Source organism: Micromonospora sp. LA-10, assembly GCF_051853095.1.
Lineage (GTDB): Bacteria > Actinomycetota > Actinomycetes > Mycobacteriales > Micromonosporaceae > Micromonospora > Micromonospora echinospora_A.
The window spans coordinates 1,565,803-1,590,748 of sequence record NZ_CP195710.1 but is presented as its reverse complement, the minus strand read 5'-3'; the positions used below and the strand labels follow the sequence as shown (position 1 = coordinate 1,590,748).

At 73.3% G+C, this 24,946-nt stretch carries 24 protein-coding genes and 1 pseudogene; 12 read left to right on the top strand and 13 right to left on the bottom strand.

Going from position 1 to position 24,946, the window contains the following annotated elements; all coding sequences use genetic code 11:
• Positions 1–543, top strand: a complete 543-nt coding sequence (locus tag ACSDG8_RS07400; RefSeq protein WP_210899278.1) for a hypothetical protein — start codon at positions 1–3, stop codon at positions 541–543.
• A 9-nt stretch (positions 544–552) separates the two neighbouring features.
• Here the strand turns inward: ACSDG8_RS07400 and ACSDG8_RS07395 are convergent, their stop codons facing one another.
• Positions 553–837 (bottom strand): hypothetical protein, encoded by a 285-nt coding sequence (locus ACSDG8_RS07395; protein WP_210899276.1) that lies wholly within the window; start codon positions 835–837, stop codon positions 553–555.
• Between the two features lie 67 nt (positions 838–904).
• Here ACSDG8_RS07395 and ACSDG8_RS07390 point away from each other — a divergent pair, with 67 nt between their 5' ends.
• From ACSDG8_RS07390 to surE, 4 genes are all read left to right on the top strand, one after another.
• Positions 905–1,093 carry a hypothetical protein gene (locus ACSDG8_RS07390; protein WP_210899274.1) on the top strand — a complete coding sequence of 63 codons (189 nt, stop codon included), beginning with the start codon at positions 905–907 and terminating at the stop codon, positions 1,091–1,093.
• A gap of 130 nt (positions 1,094–1,223) precedes the next feature.
• Positions 1,224–1,436 (top strand): hypothetical protein, encoded by a 213-nt coding sequence (locus tag ACSDG8_RS07385; RefSeq protein ID WP_210899272.1) that lies wholly within the window; start codon positions 1,224–1,226, stop codon positions 1,434–1,436.
• 42 nt (positions 1,437–1,478) lie between these two features.
• Positions 1,479–2,420 (top strand): 1-phosphofructokinase family hexose kinase, encoded by a 942-nt coding sequence (locus tag ACSDG8_RS07380; protein WP_247688430.1) that lies wholly within the window; start codon positions 1,479–1,481, stop codon positions 2,418–2,420.
• Positions 2,410–3,240, top strand: coding sequence for a 5'/3'-nucleotidase SurE (surE, locus tag ACSDG8_RS07375; protein ID WP_210899270.1), 831 nt, complete (start codon positions 2,410–2,412; stop codon positions 3,238–3,240). Before ACSDG8_RS07380 ends, surE begins: the two co-directional genes overlap by 11 nt.
• A gap of 47 nt (positions 3,241–3,287) precedes the next feature.
• On the opposite strand, the gene ACSDG8_RS07370 is transcribed toward surE, so the two are convergent.
• Together ACSDG8_RS07370 and ACSDG8_RS07365 are read right to left on the bottom strand one after the other, a co-directional pair.
• Positions 3,288–3,515 carry a hypothetical protein gene (locus ACSDG8_RS07370; protein WP_210899268.1) on the bottom strand — a complete coding sequence of 76 codons (228 nt, stop codon included), beginning with the start codon at positions 3,513–3,515 and terminating at the stop codon, positions 3,288–3,290.
• A gap of 66 nt (positions 3,516–3,581) precedes the next feature.
• Positions 3,582–4,409 (bottom strand): alpha/beta fold hydrolase, encoded by an 828-nt coding sequence (locus ACSDG8_RS07365; protein WP_210899266.1) that lies wholly within the window; start codon positions 4,407–4,409, stop codon positions 3,582–3,584.
• 95 nt (positions 4,410–4,504) lie between these two features.
• On the opposite strand from ACSDG8_RS07365, the gene ACSDG8_RS07360 reads away from it, so the two are divergent.
• Positions 4,505–5,539: a sigma-70 family RNA polymerase sigma factor gene (locus tag ACSDG8_RS07360; RefSeq protein ID WP_210899264.1), complete on the top strand. Its 1,035-nt coding sequence runs from the start codon at positions 4,505–4,507 to the stop codon at positions 5,537–5,539.
• A gap of 30 nt (positions 5,540–5,569) precedes the next feature.
• On the opposite strand, the pseudogene ACSDG8_RS07355 reads toward ACSDG8_RS07360, so the two are convergent.
• Positions 5,570–5,758, bottom strand: a pseudogene (locus tag ACSDG8_RS07355) (hypothetical protein); the annotation flags it as partial.
• Between the two features lie 299 nt (positions 5,759–6,057).
• On the opposite strand from ACSDG8_RS07355, the gene ACSDG8_RS07350 reads away from it, so the two are divergent.
• Positions 6,058–6,564 (top strand): winged helix-turn-helix domain-containing protein, encoded by a 507-nt coding sequence (locus ACSDG8_RS07350; protein ID WP_210899262.1) that lies wholly within the window; start codon positions 6,058–6,060, stop codon positions 6,562–6,564.
• 197 nt (positions 6,565–6,761) lie between these two features.
• Here ACSDG8_RS07350 and ACSDG8_RS07345 read toward each other — a convergent pair whose 3' ends face one another.
• A complete protein-coding gene (locus tag ACSDG8_RS07345) occupies positions 6,762–11,117 on the bottom strand; it encodes a S8 family serine peptidase (RefSeq protein ID WP_439427746.1) in 4,356 nt (1,451 codons plus the stop codon).
• 303 nt (positions 11,118–11,420) lie between these two features.
• Here ACSDG8_RS07345 and ACSDG8_RS07340 point away from each other — a divergent pair, with 303 nt between their 5' ends.
• Positions 11,421–11,993 (top strand): winged helix-turn-helix domain-containing protein, encoded by a 573-nt coding sequence (locus ACSDG8_RS07340; RefSeq protein ID WP_210943255.1) that lies wholly within the window; start codon positions 11,421–11,423, stop codon positions 11,991–11,993.
• 209 nt (positions 11,994–12,202) lie between these two features.
• Complete coding sequence (locus ACSDG8_RS07335; RefSeq protein ID WP_439427745.1) at positions 12,203–15,433, top strand: Ig-like domain-containing protein; 3,231 nt, start codon at positions 12,203–12,205, stop codon at positions 15,431–15,433.
• A 64-nt stretch (positions 15,434–15,497) separates the two neighbouring features.
• Here ACSDG8_RS07335 and ACSDG8_RS07330 read toward each other — a convergent pair whose 3' ends face one another.
• The 3 genes from ACSDG8_RS07330 to ACSDG8_RS07320 all read right to left on the bottom strand — a co-directional run bounded on the left by ACSDG8_RS07330 (position 15,498) and on the right by ACSDG8_RS07320 (position 18,223).
• Positions 15,498–16,544 (bottom strand): zinc-dependent alcohol dehydrogenase family protein, encoded by a 1,047-nt coding sequence (locus tag ACSDG8_RS07330; RefSeq protein ID WP_210899253.1) that lies wholly within the window; start codon positions 16,542–16,544, stop codon positions 15,498–15,500.
• A gap of 450 nt (positions 16,545–16,994) precedes the next feature.
• On the bottom strand, positions 16,995–17,723 hold the full coding sequence (locus ACSDG8_RS07325; RefSeq protein WP_439427744.1) for a hypothetical protein: 729 nt from the start codon (positions 17,721–17,723) through the stop codon (positions 16,995–16,997).
• Positions 17,720–18,223, bottom strand: a complete 504-nt coding sequence (locus tag ACSDG8_RS07320) for a SigE family RNA polymerase sigma factor (RefSeq protein WP_210899475.1) — start codon at positions 18,221–18,223, stop codon at positions 17,720–17,722. The genes ACSDG8_RS07325 and ACSDG8_RS07320 overlap by 4 nt, the downstream gene beginning before the upstream one ends.
• Positions 18,224–18,359: 136 nt before the next feature.
• Between ACSDG8_RS07320 and ACSDG8_RS07315 the strand changes: the two genes are divergently transcribed.
• Positions 18,360–19,148: a DUF3152 domain-containing protein gene (locus tag ACSDG8_RS07315; protein ID WP_210899473.1), complete on the top strand. Its 789-nt coding sequence runs from the start codon at positions 18,360–18,362 to the stop codon at positions 19,146–19,148.
• A gap of 27 nt (positions 19,149–19,175) precedes the next feature.
• Here ACSDG8_RS07315 and ACSDG8_RS07310 read toward each other — a convergent pair whose 3' ends face one another.
• From ACSDG8_RS07310 to ACSDG8_RS07290, 5 genes are all read right to left on the bottom strand, one after another.
• On the bottom strand, positions 19,176–20,003 hold the full coding sequence (locus tag ACSDG8_RS07310; protein WP_210899483.1) for a DUF72 domain-containing protein: 828 nt from the start codon (positions 20,001–20,003) through the stop codon (positions 19,176–19,178).
• Positions 20,004–20,032: 29 nt separating this feature from the next.
• Positions 20,033–20,662 carry a hypothetical protein gene (locus tag ACSDG8_RS07305; RefSeq protein WP_210899485.1) on the bottom strand — a complete coding sequence of 210 codons (630 nt, stop codon included), beginning with the start codon at positions 20,660–20,662 and terminating at the stop codon, positions 20,033–20,035.
• Positions 20,659–20,997 (bottom strand): hypothetical protein, encoded by a 339-nt coding sequence (locus ACSDG8_RS07300; protein WP_210942886.1) that lies wholly within the window; start codon positions 20,995–20,997, stop codon positions 20,659–20,661. The genes ACSDG8_RS07305 and ACSDG8_RS07300 overlap by 4 nt, the downstream gene beginning before the upstream one ends.
• A gap of 123 nt (positions 20,998–21,120) precedes the next feature.
• Entirely contained in the window at positions 21,121–21,726 is a 606-nt protein-coding gene (gene prfH, locus ACSDG8_RS07295; RefSeq protein ID WP_210942887.1) for a peptide chain release factor H, read from the bottom strand.
• The gene (locus ACSDG8_RS07290) at positions 21,723–22,877 is read right to left on the bottom strand and encodes an RNA ligase RtcB family protein (protein ID WP_210942888.1); all 1,155 of its coding nucleotides are present in this window, start codon (positions 22,875–22,877) and stop codon (positions 21,723–21,725) included. Before ACSDG8_RS07290 ends, prfH begins: the two co-directional genes overlap by 4 nt.
• A gap of 220 nt (positions 22,878–23,097) precedes the next feature.
• On the opposite strand from ACSDG8_RS07290, the gene ACSDG8_RS07285 reads away from it, so the two are divergent.
• Together ACSDG8_RS07285 and ACSDG8_RS07280 are read left to right on the top strand one after the other, a co-directional pair.
• Complete coding sequence (locus ACSDG8_RS07285) at positions 23,098–23,856, top strand: peptidylprolyl isomerase (protein ID WP_043325141.1); 759 nt, start codon at positions 23,098–23,100, stop codon at positions 23,854–23,856.
• A gap of 70 nt (positions 23,857–23,926) precedes the next feature.
• Positions 23,927–24,904 (top strand): DUF2804 domain-containing protein, encoded by a 978-nt coding sequence (locus ACSDG8_RS07280; RefSeq protein ID WP_210899464.1) that lies wholly within the window; start codon positions 23,927–23,929, stop codon positions 24,902–24,904.
• The last annotated feature ends 42 nt before the right edge of the window (positions 24,905–24,946 follow it).

Here is a 24,946-nt window from a genome sequence, read left to right as displayed (position 1 = left end):
GTGTCCGCCCGCCGCGCCGCACTCTTCGCCCTCGTCGCCCTGATCGCCGTCCACATCGGCTGCACGCTGGTCGCGCTCGCCGCCTACAGCCACCGGATCGGCCTGGTGACCCACGACGGCTCCGGTTTCCTGGTGGAGCTGCTCGACGCCGTGGTGCCTCTCCGTGACCTGCTGCCCGCCGTGCTCTGGCTGCTGCCGGTCACGCTGCTCGTCACGTTCGCGGCCCTCGGCCGGTGGGCCGCCCGGCGGACCGCCCGCCCCGACGGCGAGCGGCTACCGAGAGCGGCGTGGACCGCCGGCATCGCCGCGGTGCTGCTCAACCCGCTCGCGGCCGTGCGCTACGCGTCCGCGACCGCGAACGGCGGCGAGTACATGCGTACGGTGCAGGTGGAGACCACCCTCCTGGTGCTCGCCGCTGCCGCGGCCACCACGATGAGCGCGCTCGCCGTCGCCGGGTTCGTCCGGCGCTCCGACACGGTGAGCCCGGCGGCGCGGCGGATGCGGGTGGACGGCTGGTCCGCGGACGCGGCGGGACGGGAGTGACCTGTCCGCTCACGAGTGTCTCGTCCAGGCGACGAACCGGTGGAACAGTTCGTCGGGGCGAGGGCCCGGATCTGGGTTGAGTCTCAGCAGGTCGGCGGCGGCGTCGAACAGGCAGCCGGCCATGTAGATCGACAGCGCCACCCGGTCGCGGCGGTACTCCAGCAGCAACAACAGGCGTGCGGGCTGACACGGCCACGGGCCGGCACAGACCCGGCACAGCCACAGCGGCCGGATCGCCACGTGCGGCCGGATCGCTCTGGGCGGGCGGCCCTGGGGCGGCGAGGAAGTCGGCATACCCCATACGGTGACCGAGGCGTTGACCCGAGTCAAGGAGTCGGGGCAACTGTCTAGCGTCCGGCTTATGGAGCTGGTGGGCGCAGCCGAGATCCGCGTGATGCTGGGTGGCATCAGCAAGCAGCGCGTCTACGTGATCACCAGTAACCGCAACTTCCCCGAGCCGGTGGCTGACCTTGTGCAGGGCAAGGTCTGGTTGAAGTCGGACGTCCAGGAGTGGATCAGGAAGCACCGGCCGGAACTGGCCGCTGACTGACCAGACCCTTCCGTCAGGATCGCGGCACGGACCGGTCAGGAATCGAGAAGCCTCGCGCGGGTCGGCGGACCTAGCGTCTGCGGTACGGGCCACCCACCGGGGCGGCCACCGGGGAAAGGGGCGCCGACCCATGGACCTCCGCATCCGTCAGCTCCACCGCTGGTTCTCGATCGCCTTCACGGTGACCGTCGTGATCACGTTCGTCGCGCTGGCCCAGAAGGACCCGATCGTGTGGGTCTCCTACGTGCCGCTGCTGCCGCTCGCCCTGCTCCTGATCAGCGGCCTCTACCTGTTCGCGCTGCCGTACCTGCGGCGTCGCCGCGTCGCCGCACGTCCGCGCTGACCAGGGGGATTACCGGGGCCGGTCAGCGGGCACCACTGGCCAATGGACCAGAAGGTGATGGTGTTCGCCCCCGCGCCGCTGTTGACGGTGACCATCGAACAGCAGGGCGAGGCGACCGAGCTGCATCTGCACCCGGGCGGGCAGGGGGTGTGGCAGAGCCGCATGATCGCGGCGCTCGGCGTGCCGGTGACCATGTGCGTGGGCCTCGGCGGCGAGGTCGGCGACGCGGTGCGCAAGCTGCTCGACGACGAGGACGTCACGGTACGGATGGTGCGCCGCGAGTCCGGCACCGGCTGGTACGTGCACGACCGGCGCGACGGCGAGCGGACCGAGATCGCCGAGCACCCGGGCGTGCCGATGGTGCGGCACGACATCGACGAGCTGTACACGGTGACGCTCACCGAAGGGTTGCGCGCTCCGGTGAGCGTGCTCAGCGGGCCTGCCGACCCGTGCGTGGTGGACCCGGACATCTACCGGCGGCTCGCCGCCGACCTGAGCGCCAACGGCGGGACGGTGGTGGCCGACCTGTCCGGGCCGTACCTGGAGGCGGTGCTCGACGGCGGCGTGAGCGTGCTGAAGGTCAGCCACGAGGAACTGCTCGACGACGGCCTCGCCAAGGACGACAGCGTCGAGGCGCTGCGCGACGCCGGCCGCCGCTGCCAGGAGCGGGGCGCGCGGACGGTGCTCATCAGCCGCGCCGGGGAACCCGCGCTGGCGCTGCCGGAGGACGGCGAGGCGCTGCTGGTGCACGCCCCGCCGCTGGAGCTGGCCGACCACCGGGGCGCCGGTGACTCGATGACCGCCGGGGTGGCGGCCGTGCTGGCCCGAGGCGGCGACATGCGGGAGGCGCTGCACATCGGCGCCGCCGCGGGCGCGCTCAACGTGACCCGGCACGGGCTGGGCACCGGCCGGGCCGAGGCGGTACGCGAACTCGCCGGCCGGGTCCGGCTGACCCCGCTGGACGGTGGCGACGATGACGGCTGACCGGCCGCCCCGGGTGCTGGTGACGAACGACGACGGCGTGCACGCCCCCGGCATCCGGGCGCTGGCCCGGGCCGCGTACGAGCGCGGGCTGGACGTGGTGGTCGCCGCGCCGCAGCACGAGGCGAGCGGGATGAGCGCGGCGCTGTCCGCGGTGACCGACGACGGGCGGCTGGTGTTCGGCGAGACCGAGCTGGACGGGCTGCCCGGCGTGCCCGCGTACGCGGTGGCCGCCTCCCCGGCGTACATCGCGGTGCTGGCCGGGCTCGGCGTGTTCGGGCCGGTGCCGGACCTGCTGCTGTCCGGCATCAACCGGGGCGCGAACGCGGGCCACGCGGTCCTGCACTCCGGCACCGTCGGCGCGGCGCTGACCGCCGGCAACAACGGCATCCGCGCGCTCGCCGTGTCGCTCGACGTGCTCACCGCGGCGGCGGCGAGCGCCGGCAGCGGCGGCGCGGCGATCGCCGTGCTGGACAGCGTCGACGACGAGTCCCGCCACTGGTCGACCGCCGCCGAGCTGGCCGCGGCGCTGCTGCCCTGGCTGGCCGAGGCGGACCCGGGCACCGTGCTCAACCTCAACGTCCCCGACCGGCCGGCCGACCAGGTGGCCGGGCTGCGGCAGGCGACGCTGGCGCCGTTCGGCCAGGTGCAGATGTCGATCGCCGAGCGCGGTGAGGGCTTCGTGCGTACGGCGGTGGAGGAGAACGCGGTCCGGGCGGTCCCGGGCACCGACATCGCGTGGCTTGCCGACGGGTACGCCACGGTGACCGCGCTACGGGCGCTGGGCCACCTGCCCGACGTGGAGCTGCCTGTCGACCGGTGAGCACGGTTCCGCCCCGCCACCTCGTACGGGTGGCGGGGCGGAACGCGTCACTCGCCGGCGGCGCGCCGGCGGTCGGCCTCGGCGTCTGCGGCGCCCACCGGGGTGCCGTCGCTGTCCCGGTCGGCCCGGGACAGGTCCACGTCGGCACCGGCCCGGGCGGCGTCCGCCGCCGCGTCGTCGGCGCCGACGACCTCGCCGCCGTCGGTCTGTCCGTCGTCGGGGACCAGCTGCCCGGCGGTGGCCAGCCCGATCGGTGCGTACCTGGGGTCGGTCATCTCGTCCTCCTCACCGGTGTTCCTTCGGTAGCGGTACCCCGGGAGTGGACGCGGCACACGCGCGGGTCAGCGCCCCCGGTCGAGGAAGTCCAGGGTGACCGCGGCGAACAGCGGCGACTGGTCGATGTCGTAGTGGGTCAGGCCGGGCAGGATCGCCAGCGCGTGCCCGCCCGCCGGACGGCCCTCGCCCGCCCAGCCGCCGTCGCGCCGGCCGCCGTCGAGCAGCTCGAACACCTCCACGAAGTGGCTCGGCGGGGCCATGTCGGCGTCGGCGGCGACCACGAGCGTCGGCACCCGCAGGGCCCGCACCTGGTCGGTGAAGTCGAAGTCCTTCCGCATCGCCTCGCCGATCTTGTCGAGCAGCCGGGGGAAGTCCTCCGGGCGTGGCGCGACCCGCTGGTACAGCTCGTACATCGGGGTGTCCTTCATGTACTCGGCCGCCGCGCCGGTGACCTGACCCTGCTGCGCCAGCAGTTCCGGGTAGACGGCGTCGCGGCGGATGTGCGCGGACGCGGCGACCAGCCGGCCGACCTTCTCCGGATGGCGGAACCCGACGTGCAGGGCGACGCCACCGCCGAGGGAGAAGCCGACCACGTCCGGCCGGTCCAGCCCGAGGTGGTCGATCAGCGCGGCGACGTCGTCGGCCATCAGCGCCATGTCGAGCGGCCGGTCCACATCGGCGGTGCGGCCGTGTCCCTGCAGGTCCACCACGACGACCTGGTGTTTCGCGGTGAGCATGGGCAGGATCGGCGCGAACATCTCGCCCGAGCAGAGCCCGCCGTGCAGCAGGATCATCGGCCGTCCGCTGCCGTGCGTCTCGTGGTAGAGGCGTACGCCGTTGACGTCGGCGTACCGCCCCGGGGCGTGGGTCTCGTCGCGCTGGGCGGTGGTCATCGGTGCTCCTCCGGTGCGGTGACCTGACGACTGTTGGACCGGCCGCGCGCGGCGAACTCATCGGCGCGCGCCGAAGGTGCTCGCGTTCATGCAGCATGTGGGCTAGTTTCGGCGGGGTGAGCGAGGTGGCGAGCATTCCCGTCGAGGCGCAACTTGAGGCGTACCGGTCGGAGCTGACCGGCTACTGCTACCGGATGCTGGGTTCGGCCTTCGAGGCCGAGGACGCGGTGCAGGACACCTTCGTCCGGGCCTGGCGCAACTTCGACAAGTTCGAAGGGCGTTCCGCGCTGCGGACCTGGCTCTACCGGATCGCCACGAACGTCTGCCTCACCATGGCCACGAGCGCGCAGCGCCGGATCCGGCCGATGGACCTCGGCCCGGCGGGCGTCGGCACGGCCACCCATCCCGGCGAGCCGCGCCCCGAGCAGATCTGGCTCGGCCCGGTGCCCGACGACCGGGTGCTGCCCGAGGCCGGTGACCCGGCCGAGGTGGTCGCCGGCCGCGAGTCGGTCCGGCTGGCGTTCGTCGCGGCGTTGCAGCACCTGCCGCCCAAGCAGCGGGCCGTGCTCATCCTGCGCGAGGTGCTCGCCTGGTCGGCCCAGGAGGTCGCCGACCTGCTCGACACGTCGGTGGCGGGCGTCAACAGCGCGCTGCAACGGGCGCGGGCCACGCTCGCCTCGGCCGACACCGACGCCGACGTGAGCCGTCCCCTCGACTCCGAGCAGCAGGCGCTGCTCGCCCGGTACGTGCGCGCGTTCGAGGCGTACGACCTGACGGCGCTCACCGCGCTGCTGCACGAGGACGCGACGCTGTCGATGCCGCCGCTGCCGCTTTGGCTGCGCGGCCCCGAGCACATCGCGGCCTGGATGGCCGGCACCGGCAGCGGCTGCCGCGGCTCCCGGCTGGTGCCGACCGCCGCCAACGGGATGCCCGCTTTCGGGCACTACCGGTGCGACCCCGACGGCTCAGGGCACGTGCCCTGGGCGCTGATCGTGATCGGCGTCTCCGGCGGCCGGATCACGTCGCTCAACAACTTCCTCGACGTCGACCGCCTGTTCCCGCTGTTCGGGCTGCCCGCCCGGCTGGAGGAGGGCGCCGGCCAGCCCGAGCAGGCCCGCGAGCTCGCGTAGGTCGTCACCCGCCCCGCGTACCTCCAGCCGCCAGCCGAACCGGCGCGCGGTCAGGCGCAACCGCGCCAGCACCTCGACCGTGACCAGGTCCGGCGTCGCCACCCCGGACACGTCGCAGACCACCACCCCCCGGTCGCGGCCGCGCAGCGCCTCGGCCAGTTCGGCGCAGCGGGCGGCGATGTCCGCGCGGGTCGGCGTCCCGCCGGCCAGGGAGAGCATGTGCGTGATCACACGCATTGGACCGGCGTACGTCCCGGCTCTCATCGGTACGCGCGTGCCGAAACCGGACCCGGCGCCCTCATGCCCCGGTCACGTTGTCGCATGCAGTTACATCGACGTTAACTGCTATACCAATCATCGGTGCTCGGCTATATGATCCCGGTAGTTCACCCCGAAGCCTCACGAAACCGCAGCTCCCGCACCCCTCGGGTCGAACTCCGCAAGCCAGGTGCCCCGCATCGTCGTGCCTGGCGACCGCCCGGCGTTGCGGTTCAACCCTGCCGGAAAGGTGGGAACGGATGACAGGGATGCCGTCCTTGGTCATCGGCGTCGCGTCCTCGTCCGCCGAGCGCCGGCAGCTCGCGCAGCTGCTCGGCGGCACCGAGGCGTTCCTGATCGTCTCCAGCGTCCACCAGGCCCGCCGTTTCCTCGATCTGGTCCGTCGTCCGGCCGGCGCGCCGGCGCCCCGGCCGCAGCCCGCCGGTGAGCCGCCCGCCCCGTCGTCCGTCCCGTCTTCCGGTCTTGAGCTGGGTGTCGACTCCGACCGGCGGGTGCTGCGCTGGCGGGAGCGGGAGGTGGGGTTGACGCCGCTGGAGCACGACCTGCTGGTCTGCCTTGCCGGCACGCCCGGTCAGGTGTGGACGTACGCCCGGCTGCACCGCGAGGTCTGGGGCAATGACCACCTGGGCCGGGGCTCGGACATGCACTCGGTGGTGCGCCGCATCCGGCGCAAGCTCGCCCGCCTCAACGTCCCCGCGACGATCCACGCCGTCCGAGGCGTCGGCCTCCGCCTGACCCCACCCTGACCCCCTCTCCCTCCCTCCCTCCCTCCCTCCCCGCCCGGGCCCGCGCCGTTGATCTTGCACTTGCGGCCCCTCGGGTGGGGCTTTTGTGTGCCTTGCCGGGGCGGTAAGTGCAAGATCGCGGGGGAGGGAGGGGTGGGGGCGCGGGAAGGCCCGCCCGGCGCGGAGCGCCGGGCGGGCCTTCCCTGTCGGGTGCTGGGTCAGCAGCGGGTGGGGGAGAGGGTGAAGTCCTCCACAGTGGGCGTGCTGCTGTTGATCTTCGTCTGGCGCGTCTGAGGCTTCCAGCCGTCCTTCGCGACGATCAACGTGAGCGGGTTGTTGCGCCGGTCCATCCAGTAGGCGTACCGGCCCTGGGCGTCGGTGGTGAAGGTGTAGGAGCTCGCCCAGGAGTCGACCTGCACGGTCACGCCCGCCAGCGGCGCCGTCGCGCCCTGGCAGCTCGTGCCCGAGACCGTGCCGGACAACTTGCCCCAGGTGGTCGGCGGCTGCGCGATCATGGTCACCGCCACCGGCTCCACGGTGTACGGAGTGTCCTCCTTGATCGCCACCGACGCCGAGTACGTGCCCGGCTGGTCGACGTTCGCCGTCATCGTGACGGTGACAGTGACCTTCTCACCCGGCGCCAGCGTGACCTTCGACTTGTCGACGGTCAGCCAGCTCACGTCCGCGGCGGCCTCCGAGCACTCGGAGAAGCCGGGCAGGACCTCGCTGTCCTTGGTGGCCGTGAAGCTGCCCGACGACCCGCCGATCTTGTAGAACCCGCACGCCGCGCCGCCCCGGTAACGGGCGGTGTTGGCGTTGGGCAGGTTCGCCCACGAGTTGGTCGCCGGGTCGAAGGCGAAGCCGGCGTTGGTGATGGCGCCGCCCTGCGACCCGCCGACGACCAGGAGCTTGCCGTTGGCCACCGCGTACGAGGAGGCCCAGCTGTCGGCCGGCGCGTCCGGGATGGCGGTCCAGGCGTTCGCCGACGGATCGAAGGCGTACCCGACCTTCTGCGACGTGGTGCCGTCGTTGCCGCCGGTGCAGTAGACGGTGCCGTCGATCCCGCCGCAGGACAGGAACGCCACCGACTTCGGGTACGCGGGCAGCGTCTCCCAGCTGTCCGCGCCGGGGTCGTAGCGGACCACCGAGTTGGACATCGGCGTGCAGCTGGCAGTGGTGCAGCCGCCGATCGCGTACAACTTGCCACCCGCGACCGCCTGGCCGGCCGCCGAGCGCGGCGCCGGGTTGTCGGCCTTGCGGGTCCAGGTGTTCGCCGCCGGGTCGTACGAGAAGGTTCCGGCGTCCGGACCGGCGGCGCCCCAGCCGCCGGTGGCGACGATCTTCCCGTCGATCACCCCGACCGTCATGGCGTTACGCGCGCCGGGCAGGTCGGCGATGCCGGTCCACGTCTGGGCGATCGGGTCGTACCGGTAGTTCTTGGCGCTCGACGCGGTGCCGTCGCCACCGGCGATGGAGTAGACCTTGCCGTCGACGCTGACGACCCGGTTGTCCATCACGTTCGACGGGTAGCCCGGGATGGCGGTCCACGGGTCCGCCTGCGGGGCCGCCGCCGCGATCGCGGTGGACGACTTGCCGGACGAGCGGGCGGCGAACGACGTCGCGGCGGTCAGCCGCTGGACCGGCGCGCCGGTCGAGCCGAGCAGCGCCTGCTGGGACAACTGGGAACCGTCGGCCCGTTGCAGCACGAACCCGCCGTCGCGCTCGCTGAACTCGGCGGTCACCGGCGCCCCGCCGGTGTTCGTCACGGTGAAGGTCTTGCTGACCTTCCCGCTGGGCATCCGGACCGTGCCGGTGATCGAGGTCGGCTTCACCGACAGCCGGCCGGCGGCGAGCTGGAAGTTGGCCGCGGTGGCCCAGTCCTCCTCGACCGTGACCTGCTTGGTCTGGCTCACGTAGTTGCCGGCGCTGGCCGTGAACGGGTGCGTCCCGGTCAGCGACGAGAACATCCAGTAGAAGCCGTCGGGCAGCTCGGTGTCGTCCGGCGTGGCCACCGTGGTGGCCTTCTCCGCCGGGCGGTCCTTGCTGGTCACCGTGGCGCCGTTGACGTAGCCGTTGTCGTTCTTGTCACGGACGTGGCCGAGGACCAGGCCGCCGTTCACCGGCTTGCAGACGAGCTTGCTGCCGATGAGGACGTTGTCGACCTGCCACCACCATTCCCAGCTGGCCTCGTAGTAGTGGAAGCGCACCCGCACCTGCGACTGGCCGGCCGCCTGCGGGATCGGCACCTCGGTCACCCGCGGGCCGCGTACGTCGGCCGCCTGCCGCAGCACGTTGGTCCAGGTGGTGCCGCCGTCGAGGCTCAGGTCGACGTCCGCGCGGTCGCTGTTGAGCCAGTTGTAGTCCTGGTTGAACCGGACCACCGGCGCGGTCACGCCGGTCAGGTCGACGACCGGGCTGACCAGCGAGGTGTCCTGCCGTCCGCCGCTGCCGTAGTTGTCGCTGTCGATGATGGCGAAGTTGCCGCTGCCGCCGGTCAGGTTGCCGCGCTCACCGGCGTCGGTGAACTCCCAGACCTGGCCGGTGCCGGCGTTGTCCACCACGGTCCAGCCGTCCGGCACGCCCGTGCCGTCGAACGTCTCGTACTCGCCGTCGGAGCTGACCGTGTAGCCGGGGGCGGTGGCGCACGCCTCCGGGTTCGCCTGCACGGCGATGTTGGCGACGGTGTTGCCCGTGCCGACGGTGACCTCCTTGGTGGTGGTCAGGTAGCCGGCGTACTGCGGTTCGACCTTGAGCCGGTAGGTCGCCCCGGACGGCAGCGACAGGCTGTAGCGGCCGGTGGTGGGCGTGGTGTAGTCGGAGATCGGCGTGCCTTCGACGCTCACCTTCGCGTACAGCGGCCAGCCGTGCCCGGACCCGTCGGTGACCTGCCCGCTGACCGTCACGCTCGGCACCGCGGTGAGCGCCACGTCCAGCGTGGTGGTCGTGTTCGCGGTGACGGTCGCGGACAGCGTGCGGGTCGCGTACCCGAAGGACGAGACGACGACCTGGTAGTCGCCGGCTGGCAGCAGCGAGGAGTACGTGCCGTCGGCGGCGGTGGTCAGCGTGCGGTCCGCCGCGCCGGACAGCGTGACGGTGGCGCCGGCGATGCCCGCGCCGGTGGCCGCGTCGGTGACCTTGCCGGCCAGCGTGCCGTTGTCCCCGATCGGGGCGGCGGCGAGCAGCGCGAGCGCGTCCAGCCGGCCCTCGCCGTAGACGTTGTTGTCGTCGGTGGTGCCGCCGCACTGGGCGTCGGCCTTGTCGACAGCCGTGTCGTTCAGCAGCGCGCGGGTCGCCGTGACGTCGCCGACCAGTGTGGGCGCCGCCGACCAGAGCAGCGCGATCGCGCCGGCCAGGTGCGGCGCCGCCATCGAGGTGCCGCTGATGCTGGCGTACGAGTTGGTCGGCACGCTGGAGCGCACGTTGACGCCGGGCGCCGAGATGTTCGGCTTGATCTCGCCGTTCTGCCCGGTGCCCCGGGACGAGAAGCTGGCGATGTTGTTGTTGACGTCGTACGCGCCGGTCGAGTAGTTGCTGGCCAGGCTGCCCGGGGAGCCGCTGGTCTGGCAGGACGGGCCGTTGTTGCCGTTGGACCAGACGCCGAAGATGCCGGAGGCGGTCCAGGCGTTCGTGACGTCCTCCATGAACGGCTGGTTGGACGGCGCCGTGGTGCCCCACGAGTTGTTGATGATGTTCGGCCGCTTGCTGGCGTCCGGGTTCTGCCCGTTGAGGTCGGTGGGCTCCAGCATCCACTGGCCGGAGGAGATCAGCGCGGCGTCGGTCGGGCAGCACCCGTTCGCGGCGATCCACTTGACCTCGGGGGCGACACCGATCTGGTTGGCCCCGTCGGCGCCGGCCATGGTGCCCATGGTGTGCGTGCCGTGGCCGTCGGAGTCGCACGGCGCGGTGGCGCACTCGTCGGCGGCGTCGAACCAGTTGTAGTTGTGGTCGAAGGTGCCGTCACCGTTGTTGCCCCGGTACGAGTTCACCAGCGCCGGGTGGTTGTACTGGACGCCGCTGTCGATGCTGGCCACCGTGATGCCGGCGCCCTTGACGCCGTACTGGGACCAGACGTCGTCGGCGTTGATGTTCGCGATGCCCCACTCCAGCGCGTTCGCCGACTTCTCGTCGGTGCCCGGCGTGGTCTCGGGGAGCTTGTACTCGACCGGCGCGTACAGCCCGTCCACCTCGGAGTGGGCGGCGAAGTTCTGCGCCATGGTCAGCGAGCCGTCGGTGACCTTGATGGCGTTGGTGGCCCAGAAGCTCTGGTACTTCGTGCCCGAGCGGTCCAGCTCGGCGCGGATCTTGGCCTGGCTCTCCGCGGCGGTCTTCTTCAGGGCCGCCGCGACGGCGGCGCCGCGGTCGTTCCAGTCCTTGACCGCGGCGGCCTTGCCCAGATCCGCCTTGCCCGAGAAGTGGATCCAGAAGTCGCCCTCGCTCTTGCCCTGCAGCTGCCGGGTGAGTTCGGGGCGGATCTTGTCGCCGGCCGACGCGCCGGCGCCCGTGCCGGCCTGCGCTCCCGTGCCGGTGGCGGCCAGCGCGGTCGCGGCGAGCACCAGGGCGGCGCCCGCGCTCACCAGCCGCCGGGCCGGGCCCCATCTGTGTGGACGTCTCAGCATCGGTGCTGCCTCCTGTTCCGATGACCCGCGGATGATCGAGCCATGGCAGAAGGGCCAGGAGATGTGCTCTCCCGACTGGTCGCACCGGTATTACTAGAACCCCCCAGGCCCCCTAGGCGTCCGTGCGGGTCTGCGCCGGTCACCTGTTTGGACACTATGATCGACATGAGGGAACGATCAATGACCGTACGTGAGCAACATGTCACCAACAGGCCCCCGGATCGGATGGCTTGTTGACAGTTTTTGTCACGGTGGGGCGCGGTGACGACTGACGGCACGAACGCGGCGAACTCCGGCACCGAGCCGCCGGAGCGGCCCTTCTCGCTCGTCATCGGCGTGACGTCGTCCCCGGCCGAGCGGCTGCGGCTGACCGAGCTGCTCGACGGCGTCGCGCCCCTGTTGATGGTCGCCGATCTGGACGAGCTGCGCGAGTTGATCACGGCGGACACGCCGGCCCCGGCCGACGCGCCGGCCCCACGGGACGCGCCGCGTCCGCCCGTACCCGGGGAGGAGCCCGCGCCGGACGGCGCCCTGGTGATCGACGCGGCCCGCTCGACCGCCCGGTGGGGCGACCGCGCGATTCCCCTGACCCGGCTGGAGCGTGACCTGCTGACCTGCCTGACCGCCGAGCCGGCACGGGTGTGGAGCTACGCCGAGCTGCACCGGGCGGTCTGGCGCGACGCGCCGACGCACGGCCGGGCCGACGTGCAGTCCCTGGTGAAGCGGTTGCGACGCAAGCTCGACGAACTGGGCACCGGCGTCACCATCGCGGCGGTACGCGGTGTCGGCCTGCGGCTCACCGACCACCGCGACCCCCGGGTGCGGGGCGACTGAACGGCGCGGCGGCCGGACGGCGGAGCGGGTGGCCCGATCGGAGGAGCGGGGCTGCCGGTACGGCCGGAATCGATGGCGACCGGTCGATTACCGGTGCGGCACGTATCGCGAGATGTCTTTGCCTCCTACGGTGGCGTCCGGCACGCGGACGGAGGGACCCGGGAATCACCCGAGGGGGGCCGTCCCGGCGGACAGGGAGAGTTGTCTCGATGCGAGTTTGGAGTCGCGCGGTGGCGGTCATCGCCGCCGGCGCGGTCGTGGTGGTGGGCGTACCGGCGCTCGCCGGCACCGTCGTCGTGCGGGACGCCGGCGCGGCCGGCCGGACCGGCGCCCAGGCGACCGGGAACAGCGCCGCGCTCGGCGCCGCGCGTACCACCGCGACCCGGGCGCTGGTCACCCCCGGGGACACCCGGCTGATGCCGACCACGCCCCGCACCGACACGCCGCGGATCACCAACGGCGAGATCACCGACATCGAGGTGATCGGCAACCGCGTCTTCATCGCCGGCACGTTCACCTCGATCGCGAACGTCGGCGGATCCGCGATCGCGCAGAAGTCCCTGGCGTCGTACAACCTGGACACCGGCAAGGTGGACACCGGGTTCAAGCCGGTCATCGACGGCGCGGTCGCCGCGGTGGAGGCGTCGCCGGACGGCTCGTCGCTCTACATCGCCGGCGCGTTCAACACCATCAACGGCGTCACCAAGCGCAAGATCGCCCGGCTGAACCCGACCACCGGCGCGCCGGTCGCCGCGTTCACCGCCACCGCCAACGCGCGGGCCACCGCGCTCGCGGTCAGCGGCAACGCCGTCTACGTCGGCGGCCAGTTCGCCACCGTCAACGGGGTCAGCCGTAGCGGCCTGGCCGCGCTCAACCCCACCACCGGCGCCGTCGACACCGGCTTCAACCTGCCGCTGACCGGCGGCATCGGCATCGGCGGCATGCTCACCGTGCAGCAGCTCAAGCTCACCCACGACCGCAGCAAGCTGCTGGTCGTGCACACCGGCCGCCAGATCGCCGGCCAGGACCGCTACGGCGTGGCCCTGATCGGTACGGCCAGCAAGGCGCTGCTGCCGTGGCGTACCCGGCTGTGGGAGGACAACCTCTCCTTCGTCGGCGGCATCCAGCGCGTCTTCGCCGGCGACATCGCGCCGGACGACTCGTACTTCGTCGTCACCAGCGGCTCCGGCGGCGACCGCCCGCCGATCAACGACACCGCCATCGCGTACCCGCTGACCGGAAACGACAACGTCGAGCCACTCTGGATCTCCCGGCACTTCGACAGCATCTACTCGGTGGCGATCACCGACACCGCCGTCTACGTCGGCGGGCACTTCAGCTGGCAGGAGTCGCCCACCTCGAACGTGCCGTGGCCCGGCCTGGACAACGTCGGCTACGGCACCGGCCAGGGGCTCAGCGGCTACGGCCTCGGCGACCAGGTGGTCCGCCGCGACCACATCGGCGCGCTGGACCCGCTCACCGGCACCGCGCTGGAGTGGAACCCCGGCTCCAACTCGTACGAGGGCGAGAAGGCGATGCTCGCCACCTCGCGCGGCCTGCTCGTCGGCGGCGACGGCAACGTCAAGGGCGGCAAGACCACCGGCCGGGTGGCCTTCTTCGACCTCTCCAAGGAGCCCGCGCCGGCGGCGCTGGACACCACAGTCACCACGCCGATCGAGGGCGCGGTGAAGCCGGCCGGCGAGTCGTTCACCATCAGCGGCCAGGCGCTCGCCCCGGCCGGCGTGGCCCGGGTCCAACTGGAGATCCAGGACCGCAACAGCGGTAAGTACCTCCAGGCCGACCTGACCACCTGGGGCGCGTTCAAGGCGATCAACACGACTGTGGCCGCGCCGAACGCCACCTCCACCACGTGGAGCCTGCCGGTGACGCTGCCGGCCGGGGTCTACCAGTTGCAGGCCAAGACGTTCGACCGCAACGGCGCCGGCGACACCACCAAGGCGGTCAAGAAGATCGAGACGTTCCGCTTCGACGACCTGCCGCCGTCGACCCGGATCAGCTCACCGTCGGCCGGCCTGCTCGCCACGCAGACGTTCGTGGCCTCCGGCACCGCCACCGACGACAAGGGCGTCAACTCGCTGATCTTCTCGTTCCGCACGCCGGACAACAGGTACCTGCAGGACGACGGCAGCGTCGCCGCCGTCTACAACACCTTCCGCGGCGAGCCGGACGTGATCGGCGCGACGTCCGCCACCTGGCAGTACGAGGTCACGCTGCCGATCGAGGGGCAGTGGAAGATGACCGCCACCGCCGTCGACACGACCGGGCAGAGTGACCTGCGCGGCGACACCCGCGACTGGACCGTCTCGGCCAACGGCGTACCGCCGACAGTGGCGATCACCTCGCCGGTGGCGATGACCCCGCCGGGCAACCCGGCGCCGTTCACAGTCGCGCCCGGCGGCACGATCACGTTCGCCGGTACGGCGAGCGACGACGACGCGCTGAAGTCGGTCGAGATCTACCTGCGCAACAACACCACCCGTGAGGCGCTGGCCAGCGACGGCACCTGGGGCGCCGACTCGGTTGCCGGCTATTACCGGATCTCCCCGACCAACCTCGACGCCGCGACGTTCGACTGGTCGTTCACCACGGTGCCGCTCACCCCCGGCGTCTACGACTTCCGGGTACGGGCGACCGACAAGCTCGGCCTGACCACGTCCAGCAACAACATGGGCCGGCTCACCGTCACCGCCCAGGTGCCCGGCGACGCCTTCCCGAACGGGCTGCTCAGCTTCACCGGCACCAACCAGGACATCGACCGGCTGCACCTGGACCTGACCGGCACCGCCACCGACGACAAGGGCGTACGGGCGGTCCGGATCGCGCTGCGCGACCTGGACACCGGCCGGTACGTGCAGCCCAACGGCACCATGGCCGCCGCGTTCGCCACAGTCGACGCGACGCTCGCCTCGCCCGGCGCGACCAGCACCGGGTTCACGCTCTCGATCGACCTGCCCACCCGGGGCACCTACAGCGTCGAGGCGTGGGCCGTGGACACCGCGGGCCAGCAGGACAACTCGACCAGCGGCGCGACCGCCCGTTACCTGGTCTACCCCGGTGACACCGACCCGACGCTGGAGCCGAGCATCACGCCGGTCGAGGGTCAGGCGTACACCGGTGGCCGGATCGTGATCACCGGCCGGGCCGTGGACGACGGCGGAATGCAGAAGGTCGAGGTGCAGATCGGCAACAGCGCCGGGCAGGGCATGAACTCCGCCGGCACGTTCGGCCGGGCGGGCGCGCCGGCCAACTGGCCGTGGATCGCCACGTTCCTCACCAGCCCGGGCTCGCCGGGGTCGAACTTCGCGTACACGTCGCCGGTGATCCCGGCCGGCACGTACACGGTGACGATCCGCGGCATGGACAACCGGGGGCAGTACCAGCAGCCGCCCCGGAGCGTCACGGTGACGGTCACCGACTGACCGGACGGCCTCGCGGGCCGGTCCGCGCCGGGTCTCCCGGCGCCGGGCCGGCCCGCACCCGTTCTCAGGGCCGGATCAGGCACATCCCGGCAACGGCCGGCCGGTCCATCGTGGCCAGCGCCTCGGGCGCGGCATCCAGGTCGACGGTGCGGGTGACCAGATCGGCGGGGCGCAGCACCCCGGCGGTGACCAGCCGCAGCATCTCCGGGTACGCGTGGGCGGGCATGCCGTGGCTGCCGAGCAGCTCCAGCTCGTACGCGATCACCAGGTCCATCGGCAGCGCCGGGCGGCCCTGCGCGGCGGGCAGCAGCCCCACCTGCACGTGCCGGCCGCGCCGGCGCAGGCCCTCGATCGACGCCACGCAGGTGGCGTGACTGCCCAGCGCGTCCAGCGACAGGTGTGCGCCCCCGCCGGTGGCGTCCCGGATCGCGGCGGCCACGTCGCCCGGGCCGCCCAGCGTGCTCGCGTCCAGGCAGACCGCGCCGCCGAAGCTCCGGGCCAGCTCCAGCGCGGCGGGCGACACGTCCACCGCCACCACCCGCGCCCCACCGGCGGCCGCGATCATCACGGCGGACAGGCCGACGCCGCCGCAGCCGTGCACGGCCACCCACTCGCCGGCGGCCACCCGGCCCTGCGCGATCACGGCCCGGAACGCGGTGGCGAACCGGCAGCCGAGCGCGGCGGCTGCTGCCTCGTCCAGCTCGTCCGGCAGCCGGACCAGGTTGACGTCGGCGTGCCGCACCGCGACCAGCTCGGCGAACGAGCCCCACCCGGTGAAGCCCGGCTGGGTCTGCCGCTCGCAGACCTGCTGGTCGCCCGCCAGGCACGAGGGGCACCGCCCGCACGCGCAGACGAACGGCGCGGTCACCCGGTCGCCGGGCCGCCAGCCGCGTACGTCCGCGCCTGCGGCCACGACGACGCCGGCGAACTCGTGCCCCGGCACGTGCGGCAGGCGGATGTCCGGGTCGTGGCCCTGCCAGCCGTGCCAGTCGCTGCGGCACAGTCCGGTCGCGCCGACGCGGACGACCACCCCGTCCGGCGCCGGCGCCGGGTCGTCCACGTCCCGGACCTCCGGCCGCACCCCGAACTGCTCAAACACCACCGCACGCATGCCCCCGATCCTCACACCCACCCGTCCCACCCCCCACCCCACCCCACCCGTATCCCGCCCCCGCCCCGCCCTCCCGCCCCGCCCGCTCCCGGTGATCTTGCACTTGCGGCCCGGTCGATGTCGTAAATGCCCCGGTCTGACCGGGCGCGAAGAGCAAGATCGCCGATGAGGGTCGGTCTGAGATCCGTGGTCCATATCCCGGGAGCAGCCGTAGATCTTGGTACGAAAGCGCCCTCATAGGGGCTACTTCGCACCAAGATCTACCGGCCGCTGGGGCGGGGAGGGTGCGCGGGGCGGCGCGGATCGGCGAATCAAAGAGCTCGGGGCGGATCGGCTCTCACCCCCGCCCGGGTGATCAAGGAGTTTGTGTGTTCGCCAGGGCGGTGTCAGACCGCAAACTCCTTGATCAACGGGAAAAAGGGGGAGGAGGGGGGAGGGGAGAGGGGGCGGTTACAGGCGGCGGCCTTGGGGGTCGCGGGCGGTTATGCCGTCCAGGGGGGTGCCGGGGGTGAGGGTCTTCGGGTCGAACCAGAAGATCACCAGCTGGGGGTCCTCGCTCCACCGGGCCAGCCTCGCCTCGACCTGGCGGCCGTCGACAGTCCCGACGATGCGCGCCGCCGGGCCGACGAAGTAGCCGAACGTCGGAACGGACGTGTCGGTGGGAATGCGCTGCTGGTCGTACCCGATCTCGTGGAACCCCGGCCGGCGGTCGCTGCCGGACACGTCGTTGACCAGGAAGTCGGTGGTCAGGCGGCCGTCCGGCGCGCGGCGGCCGGCGACCAGGCCGATCGACACGCGCGGCAGGTCGGGCACGTCGACCGGCACGACGTAGAACACGCGCTCGTCGGCGCCGTACCGGATGCCGCTGGCCACGATGGTCCCGAGCGGTTGCGGTGGCGGCTCCGTCGGGGTCGGCGCGGCGGTCGGCGTGGGCGGGGGAGCGCCGGTGGACGCGGTGACGGCCGGTTCCCCGGCCGGGAGGTCCGGCGGGCCGGTCCGGGTCACCACGGCCTCGACGCCGAACGCCACTGCGACCACCGCCGTCACCGCCGCCGCGGCGGCGCCGATGCGTCGCCGCCGGCGCAGCCGCCGTCCCCGGCGCATGACGTCGTCGAGGTCCAGGCCGCCGGCCCGCTCGGTGGCCCGCATCGCCCGGCGCAGCTCGTCCACCTCGTTCACCGGCACGTCCCCTGCGGCTGGGGCGCGGTCCGATCGGCGGTACGCAGCTTCTCCAACGCCCGGGACGTGGTGCTCTTGACGGTGCCGACCGACACGTCGAGTTCGCGGGCCACCTGGGCCTCCGGCAGGTCGAAGTAGTGACGCAGGACGACGACGGCGCGTTCGCGCGGGGTGAGCGCGCCGAGCGCGGTGAGCAGCCAGCGCCGGGTGGCCACCTCTTCCGCCACGTCGCCGCCGTGCTGCTCGGGCAGATCCTCGGTGGGGTATTCCCGGATCGGCCGTCGCCACGTGTCGACGAGGTGGTTCACCAGCACCGACCGGGCGTAGCCGTACGGGTCGCCGTTGCGGATCCGGGCCCACGACGCGTACGTGCGTACCAGCGCGGTCTGTGCGGCGTCCTCGGCGTGGTGGTGGTTGCCGGTCATGAGGAACGCGGCGTGCGTCAGCCGCGCGGACGCCGACCGCGCGAATTCGACGAACTCCGCGTCACCCCGGGCCATGGCGGCCCTCCGCACCTCTCACCTCGACAAGGACGTGCCAGGGGCACGAAAGGTTGAGTCCTGGCCGGACCAACTTCGGCAGCCGGTCACCCGTCCTCTTCCCTGCGCCCCGGACCGGGCGCCGAGGGGAGACGAGATGACCAGGATCGCGGACCGCACGCGCGGCGGCGCGGCCATGACAGTGCTGGCCGCGTTGCTGGCCGGCTGCGCGCCGGCCGTGGCAGACCCGCCGGCCGCCGGGCCCGCTGTCACACCGGTCGAGCAGCCCGCCGTCGCGCCGGCGGCGGCGCCCGCCCGTTCCCAGCCGGCGCGGATCGGCTATCCCGCCGACGGCGGCAACCGGTGGCGGTTCGCCGCCGCCGAGCCGGCCACTTCCGGGGGTACGGGCCGGCTGCTGCGCTACCGGGTGGCGGTGGAGCGCGACATCACCGGCCTGTCGCCGGCCGAGTTCGCCGCGCAGGTCACCGGCATCCTCTCCGGGCCGGGTGGCTGGACGACCGACGGGCGGCTCGCCCTGCGCCGCGTCGGGCCGGGCGGTCCCGCCGACTTCACGGTCTACCTGGCCACCCCCGGTACGCGCGACGACCTGTGCGGGGACGGGCCGGACCGGTACACCTCCTGCCGCCGGGGCGACCGGGTGGTGGTGAACGTGGCCCGCTGGGTGCGCGGCGCGCCCGCGTACCGGACCGACCTCGCCGCGTACCGCAGATACGTGGTCAATCACGAGGTCGGTCACCGCCTCGGGTACGGGCACGAACGCTGCCCGGGGCGGGGACGCCCGGCGCCGGTGATGCAACAGCAGACGCTGGGCCTGCACGGCTGCGCCCCGAATCCGCTGCCGTTCCTGCGCGGCGAGCGGTACGCGGGACCGTCCGGGGCGTACGACGACGCGCTGCCGCCGCCGGAGGGCGGCTCGCCGGACTGAGGCGCGCCGGACGGTTCGCGCGCGTGTTCAGAACAGCGTCGCCGGGCCGACCGGCGCCGGTTCCGGCAGCGGCGCCAGCGCGGGCACACGCGCGCGGACCTGGTCGTGGAATCGGCGGGCCAGTTCGGGCGCGTCGGCGTTGTCCGGCGTGTGCACGAACACCGTCGGCGAGCGGCCCTCCCGCAGCCAGCCGGTCACCACGTCCAGCCACTGCTGCCAGCCCTCGACCGTGCGGACCGGGTCGTCACGGCCGAGGTAGCGCACGATCGGCCGGTCGGTGAGCGCCCGGGTACGCAGCGGCAGGCGCGGTTTGCGCGTCCACGCCTCCCGTTCCGCGTCGCTGGTCGGCGGCGTATGGAAGAACGCGGTGGTGTCGAACGGCACCCACTCCGCGCCGTGCCGGTGCAGCGTGGCCTCCAGCGCGCGTACCTCTGCGGCCTCGGTGAAGAACGCGGGGTGGCGGACCTCGACGGCGTACCGGTGGGTGGCGGGCAGCGTGCGCAGGAACCGGTCGAGGTCGGGCACGTCGCCGGGGCCGAACGAGCCGGGCAGCTGGATCCAGAGCGCGTCGGCCCGAGGGCCGAGCGGCTCGATCGCGTGCAGGAACGCGCGCAGCGCCGCCTCGCCGCCGGTGAGCCGGTGCTCGTGCGTCACCGCCTTCGGCAGTTTCGGCAGGAAGCGGAAGCCCGGATCGGTCTGGTCGGCCCAGGAGGCCACCGTCTCCCGGGCCGGGGTCGCGTAGAACGTGGTGTTGCCCTCCACGGCGTCGCACCAGCCGGCGTACGCGCGCAGTCGCTCGTGCGCGGGAAGCGGATGCGGCACGTACCGGCCGGCCCATGACCTGTGCGTCCACATGGCACAGCCGACGTGCAGGCGCAGCCCGATCACCGGTAGGGCCAGCTCGTCGAGCCGCCGCGCAGCGCCGCCTCCCGGTTCCACTTCCGGGTGAAGTACAGCGCGAGGCAGCCGAACCCGGCGAGCACCGGAGCGATCAGCATGAGCAGCAGTCCGGCGCCGAGCCGGAAACTGTCACTCTGGATGCCCCTGGCGGTGGTCAGCGCGAACGCCTCCGCGCCGGGGCCGGTGCAGCTCACCAGGTCGGTGTCCATCCAGGCGATGCCGTCGGTGGCCAGCACCGGCGTGAACTGCCGCGGGTCGCCGCGATCGCGCATCACCGCCGCGGTCCCCTCGGGCCGGGCCCCGGTCAGCTCCCTGGTCCGCTGCAGGCCGTTGGAGTAGACCCGGCTCTTCGTGGTGCACCGGACGGTGGCGGGGTCGACAGTGGCGGGGGTGGCGAGGATCAGGATGTTGCCGGGGCGTACCCCGGTGTCACTGACCTTGATCTCCGCGCCGGGCGCGAACTCGGCGTCGGCGGAGAAGGCCGACGCGGCAGCGAACGGACCTGTCTGGGTGAGCAGGGCCAGGCCGAGGAACCCGGCCAGCAGGAACCCGCCCCCGCCGACGAAGATCCACATGGCGACCACGGCGCGGAAGCGCTGCACGAGCGGGCTCACCGGACGCGCTCCATGTCGCAGGCGCCGTCGGTGACCTGCCCGGGGTCGGCAGAGTACGCGCTGTACTTGGCGTCCGGCACCGACAGTTGCACGCAGAGCGCTGACGCGTCGTTGTTCGTGACGAACGTGACGACGCCGACGCCGTCGTAGTCACCGACCGACAGGTCACCGACGCCCCGGGGGAACTGCCCGCGCTCCTGCTTGATCGACACGGCCTCGCGCATGGCGTCGCGGAGGTAGGTCTCGGGATCGGTGCCGGCGTCCCCGCCGCAGGAGGCGAGCGAGAGCGCCAGTGTCGCCAGCGCCGCCACCAGACCGCTCCTTCTCCGCCGCATCCGTCCTCCTCGCGCGTCGCTCCTCGCCGTCCCGGGGCTACCCGGGCGCCGCGCCCACGGTAGCCGGGCCGGTCCCGCGCGGCGGATCGGGCCAGGTCCGCCGGGGCGGGACCGACCGGCGCGTCAGGGCCGCTCGACCCGTACCGGGTCGCCGCGCACGAGGTCGTCGTGGATGCGCCAGCGGGCGTCGACACCCGCGCGCCGGGCAGCCTCGTCGTCGTCGGCGATCCGCTGCCGCAGCAGCTCGACCGCGATCCGGCGGTTGAGGTGCAGGTGCCGTTCGGTGTCCACCACCACGGTCCGGCCCGACGGGCGGTGCGTGGCCCGGACGGCGGTGCTCGCCTTGTTACGGTGCTGGCCGCCCGGCCCACCGGTGCGGCACGGCACGAACTCCACGTCCGCCTCGTGGAACGGCGTGACCACCACGTCGGTCCGGCACGGGCGCGCGGTGACGTACCAGTTCTTGCGGCCGTGACCCGTCCGGTACGGGCTGGGCGCCTGCCAGCAGAGCGTGCCGGTCCACCCGGCCGCGAACGCCTCCGCCCCGGTGCCGGTGATCCGGACCAGCACCGACCGGTAGGTGCCGGCCCGGTCGCCGGGCACCGTCTCGACCCGCGCGGTACGCAGACCCAGCCGGGTCGCCTCGGCCTCCAGGCGGGACAGCAGCCGCGCGAGGGCCCACGCGCACTCGGCCGGTCCGCGCCCGGCGGACAGCAGCAGCTCGGTCACCGGCGGCCCCTCCGGCGCTCGTCGCGGCGGCCCACGTCCGGCGTCTTGTACGTGACCAGCGGAACCGTCGTCGTGACCGGCGTGGCGAGGTCGTGCGCCACCAGGTCGCCGATGACCTGCTCGATGCGCTTGTACGCGGTGGGTGCCTCCTCGAAGAGCAGCTGCCGGTCGCCGCACACCACGATCGAGCCGACCGGCGTACGGCGCAGCTCCTCGACGGTGTGCTTGGCCCGGCCCCGGCGCAGCGCGTCGGCGCGGGACATCTTGCGCCCGGCGCCGTGCGCCACCGAGTAGCCGGCGTCCGGCCCGGCGTGCGCGGCCACCAGGTAGGACGGTGTGCCACGGGTGCCGGCGATCAGCACGTCCCGCCCGTCGCCCGGCGCCGCGCCCTTGCGGTGCAGGTAGCGCCCGTCGCGGATCTCGACCAGGTTGTGGCACTGGTCGACGACCGGCTCGGTGGGTTCGGCGCCGAGCGCGTACGCGACCCGCGCGGCCAGCAGCCGCCGGTTGAGCGAACCCCAGCGCACTGCGGCGTCGTGCCGGGCCAGGTACGCCTCCGGGTCGGGCGCGGGCCCGGCGCCGTGCGTCTCGGTGTGCTCGCGCAGGATGCGCTCGCCCAGCCCGCGTGACCCGGAGTGCACCACGAGCACCAGGTCACCGGCGGCCAGCCCGAGCCGCCCGGCGTGCTCTGCCGCCAGGATCGGCCCGACGCGGGCCAGCTCGACGAAGTGGTTGCCGCGCCCGACAGTGCCGAGCCCGTCGACGTGACCGGCCGGCACGTCGCCGTCCAGCACCGACCAGGCCGGGTCGTCCGCGTCCCGGTCCGGGTCGAGCGCCCGGTCCAGGTCGGGGAACCGGGCGGCGAGCCGTTCGGGTACGGCCCGGCGCAACGCGATCGGGAACACCGCGATGCCGCAGCCGATGTCGGAGCCGACGAGGAACGGATACAGCACGGTCGAGGACATCGCGGCGCCGATCGGCGCACCCTTGCCGGGGTGCACGTCCGGCATGGCGGCGACGTGCGCCATGCCGTCCAGGGCGGCGACCTGACGGCACTGGTCGAGCGCGGCGGACTCGATCCAGCTGCCGGGAGAGGAGAAGACGGAGACGGTGGCGGGCACGACGGCCCGCCCGGAGGGGTACGCGGACACAGACGCTCGTTTCTGCGGAAAGAGAGAGGCGGGAACAGCAGGCGGCGAGAAGGGCCTGCGGGCTGGGGTGCGATCCGTCAGAACGTCATGGCGTTCACCTTCTCGGAGGCGGCGCGGACCGGCAACCGACTTTCGACCCGCCGAGCGCCCGCGTCGACATCGGGTGACCCGATCCATAGACTCCGGTCGTTCTGGTACCACGAGTCCAGGGAGGACCACCGTGTCGAGCGAAACCCGAACGCACGCCGCCTTACCCCTGCTGGCCCGCCTCGCCGGGGTGAGCGTGGCCGCCGCGACGATCGTCGCCGCAGCTGGTGTCGCCGCGACCGCGGCGCCCGCAGCCGACCCCGCGCCCACCAAGGGGCCGTGCGCGTACACGCCGACGCCGGACGAGCCCGCGGCCCGGCCGGTGTCGCTGCCGCCGGACCCGCGCCGCACGCCGGACCGCGGCACCGTACGGGTCACGCTGCGCACCAACCAGGGGCCGATCGGGTTGACGCTGGACCGCGAGCAGGCGCCCTGCACCGTGCAGAGCTTCCTGCACCTGGTCCGCAAGCGCTTCTACGACCGGACGCCCTGCCACCGGCTCACCGCGTACCCGACGCTGACCGTGTTGCAGTGCGGTGACCCGTCCGGCACCGGCGAGGGCGGCCCGGGCTACCGGTACCGCGACGAGCTGCCCACCGACCTGCCGCCCGCGCCGACCGACCCGACCGGCGTCCGCCGCCTGTACGCGCGCGGCACCCTGGCCATGGCCAACGCCGGCCCGGACACCAACGGCAGCCAGTTCTTCCTGGTCCAGGCCGACTCGGCGCTGCGCCCGAACTACACGGTCTTCGGTCAGGTCGACGCGGCCGGGCTGGCCACCCTCGACCGCATCTCGGCCGGCGGCATCGCGCCCACCCCGGAGGACCCGGCGCCGGTCGACGGCGCCCCGGCCGTGCCGGTGGAGATCTGCCGCGCCAAGCAGGGACGCTGACGCGACGGCCCGGCGGGACGGCTGACAAGGCCGCCCGCCGGGCCCGCGCCGCCGCCGGTAGCCTGCGGCGATGACGCATGAGCGGGAGATCACCGAGCCGGTCGACCTGTGCCGGCCGGACGGGCGGCTGAACCCGGACGCGGTCGGCTGGAGTCGTCGGCCGCTGCACCGGGCGAACCTGCGCGGCTGGGGCCGGGCCAAGCGGTGGGAGCACTGGGGCGTGGTCACCCCGACGCACATCCTCGGCCTGGTCGCGTCGTCGCTCGACTACGCCGGCGTGCAGAGCCTCTACCTGCTCGACCGGCGCACCGGCCGGGAGACCACTGCGGAGGCGGTGGTGCCGCTGGCCCGGGGCACGGTGCTGCCGCCGGTCAGCGGCGACGGCCCGGTCCGCGCCCGCGGCGGGAACCTCACCATCGCCGTGGACCAGGGCCCGGACGGCAGTACGCTGCGGGCGAGCGCGCCCGGCGTCGAGGTGGATCTGACCGTGCCGCTGCCGCCCGGCCACGAGTCGCTCGGCGTGGTGGTGCCCTGGAGCAACCGCCGGTTCCAGTACACGGTCAAGGACATCGGCCGTCCGGTGCACGGCACGATCACCGTGGACGGCACCGCGTACCCGGTGGGGGAGGGGTCGTACGCGGCGCTCGACCACGGCCGGGGCAAGTGGCGGTACGCGGTGCGGTGGAACTGGGCGGCCGGAAGCGGGCCGGGCCGGTCGATCCAGCTCGGCGGGAAGTGGACCGACGGCACCGGCTCGACCGAGAACGCGCTCTTCGTCGACGGGCGGCTGCACAAGATCGGCGCCGACCTGACCTGGGAGTACGACCGCGCCGACTGGCTGCGGCCGTGGCGGGTCACCGGCGACCGGGTGGACGTCACGTTCCACCCGTTCCACGAGCGGGTGGCGCGTACCAATCTGGTCGTGCTGGCCGGCGAGACGCACCAGTGCTTCGGGCACTTCACCGGCTGGGCCGCGACCGACGACGGCGAGCGCGTGGACCTGGACGGCCTCATCGGCTGGGCCGAGGAGGCCCGCAACCGCTGGTGACACCGGTCCCCGCCGGGCGGGACAACCCGGCGGGGAGCCCCG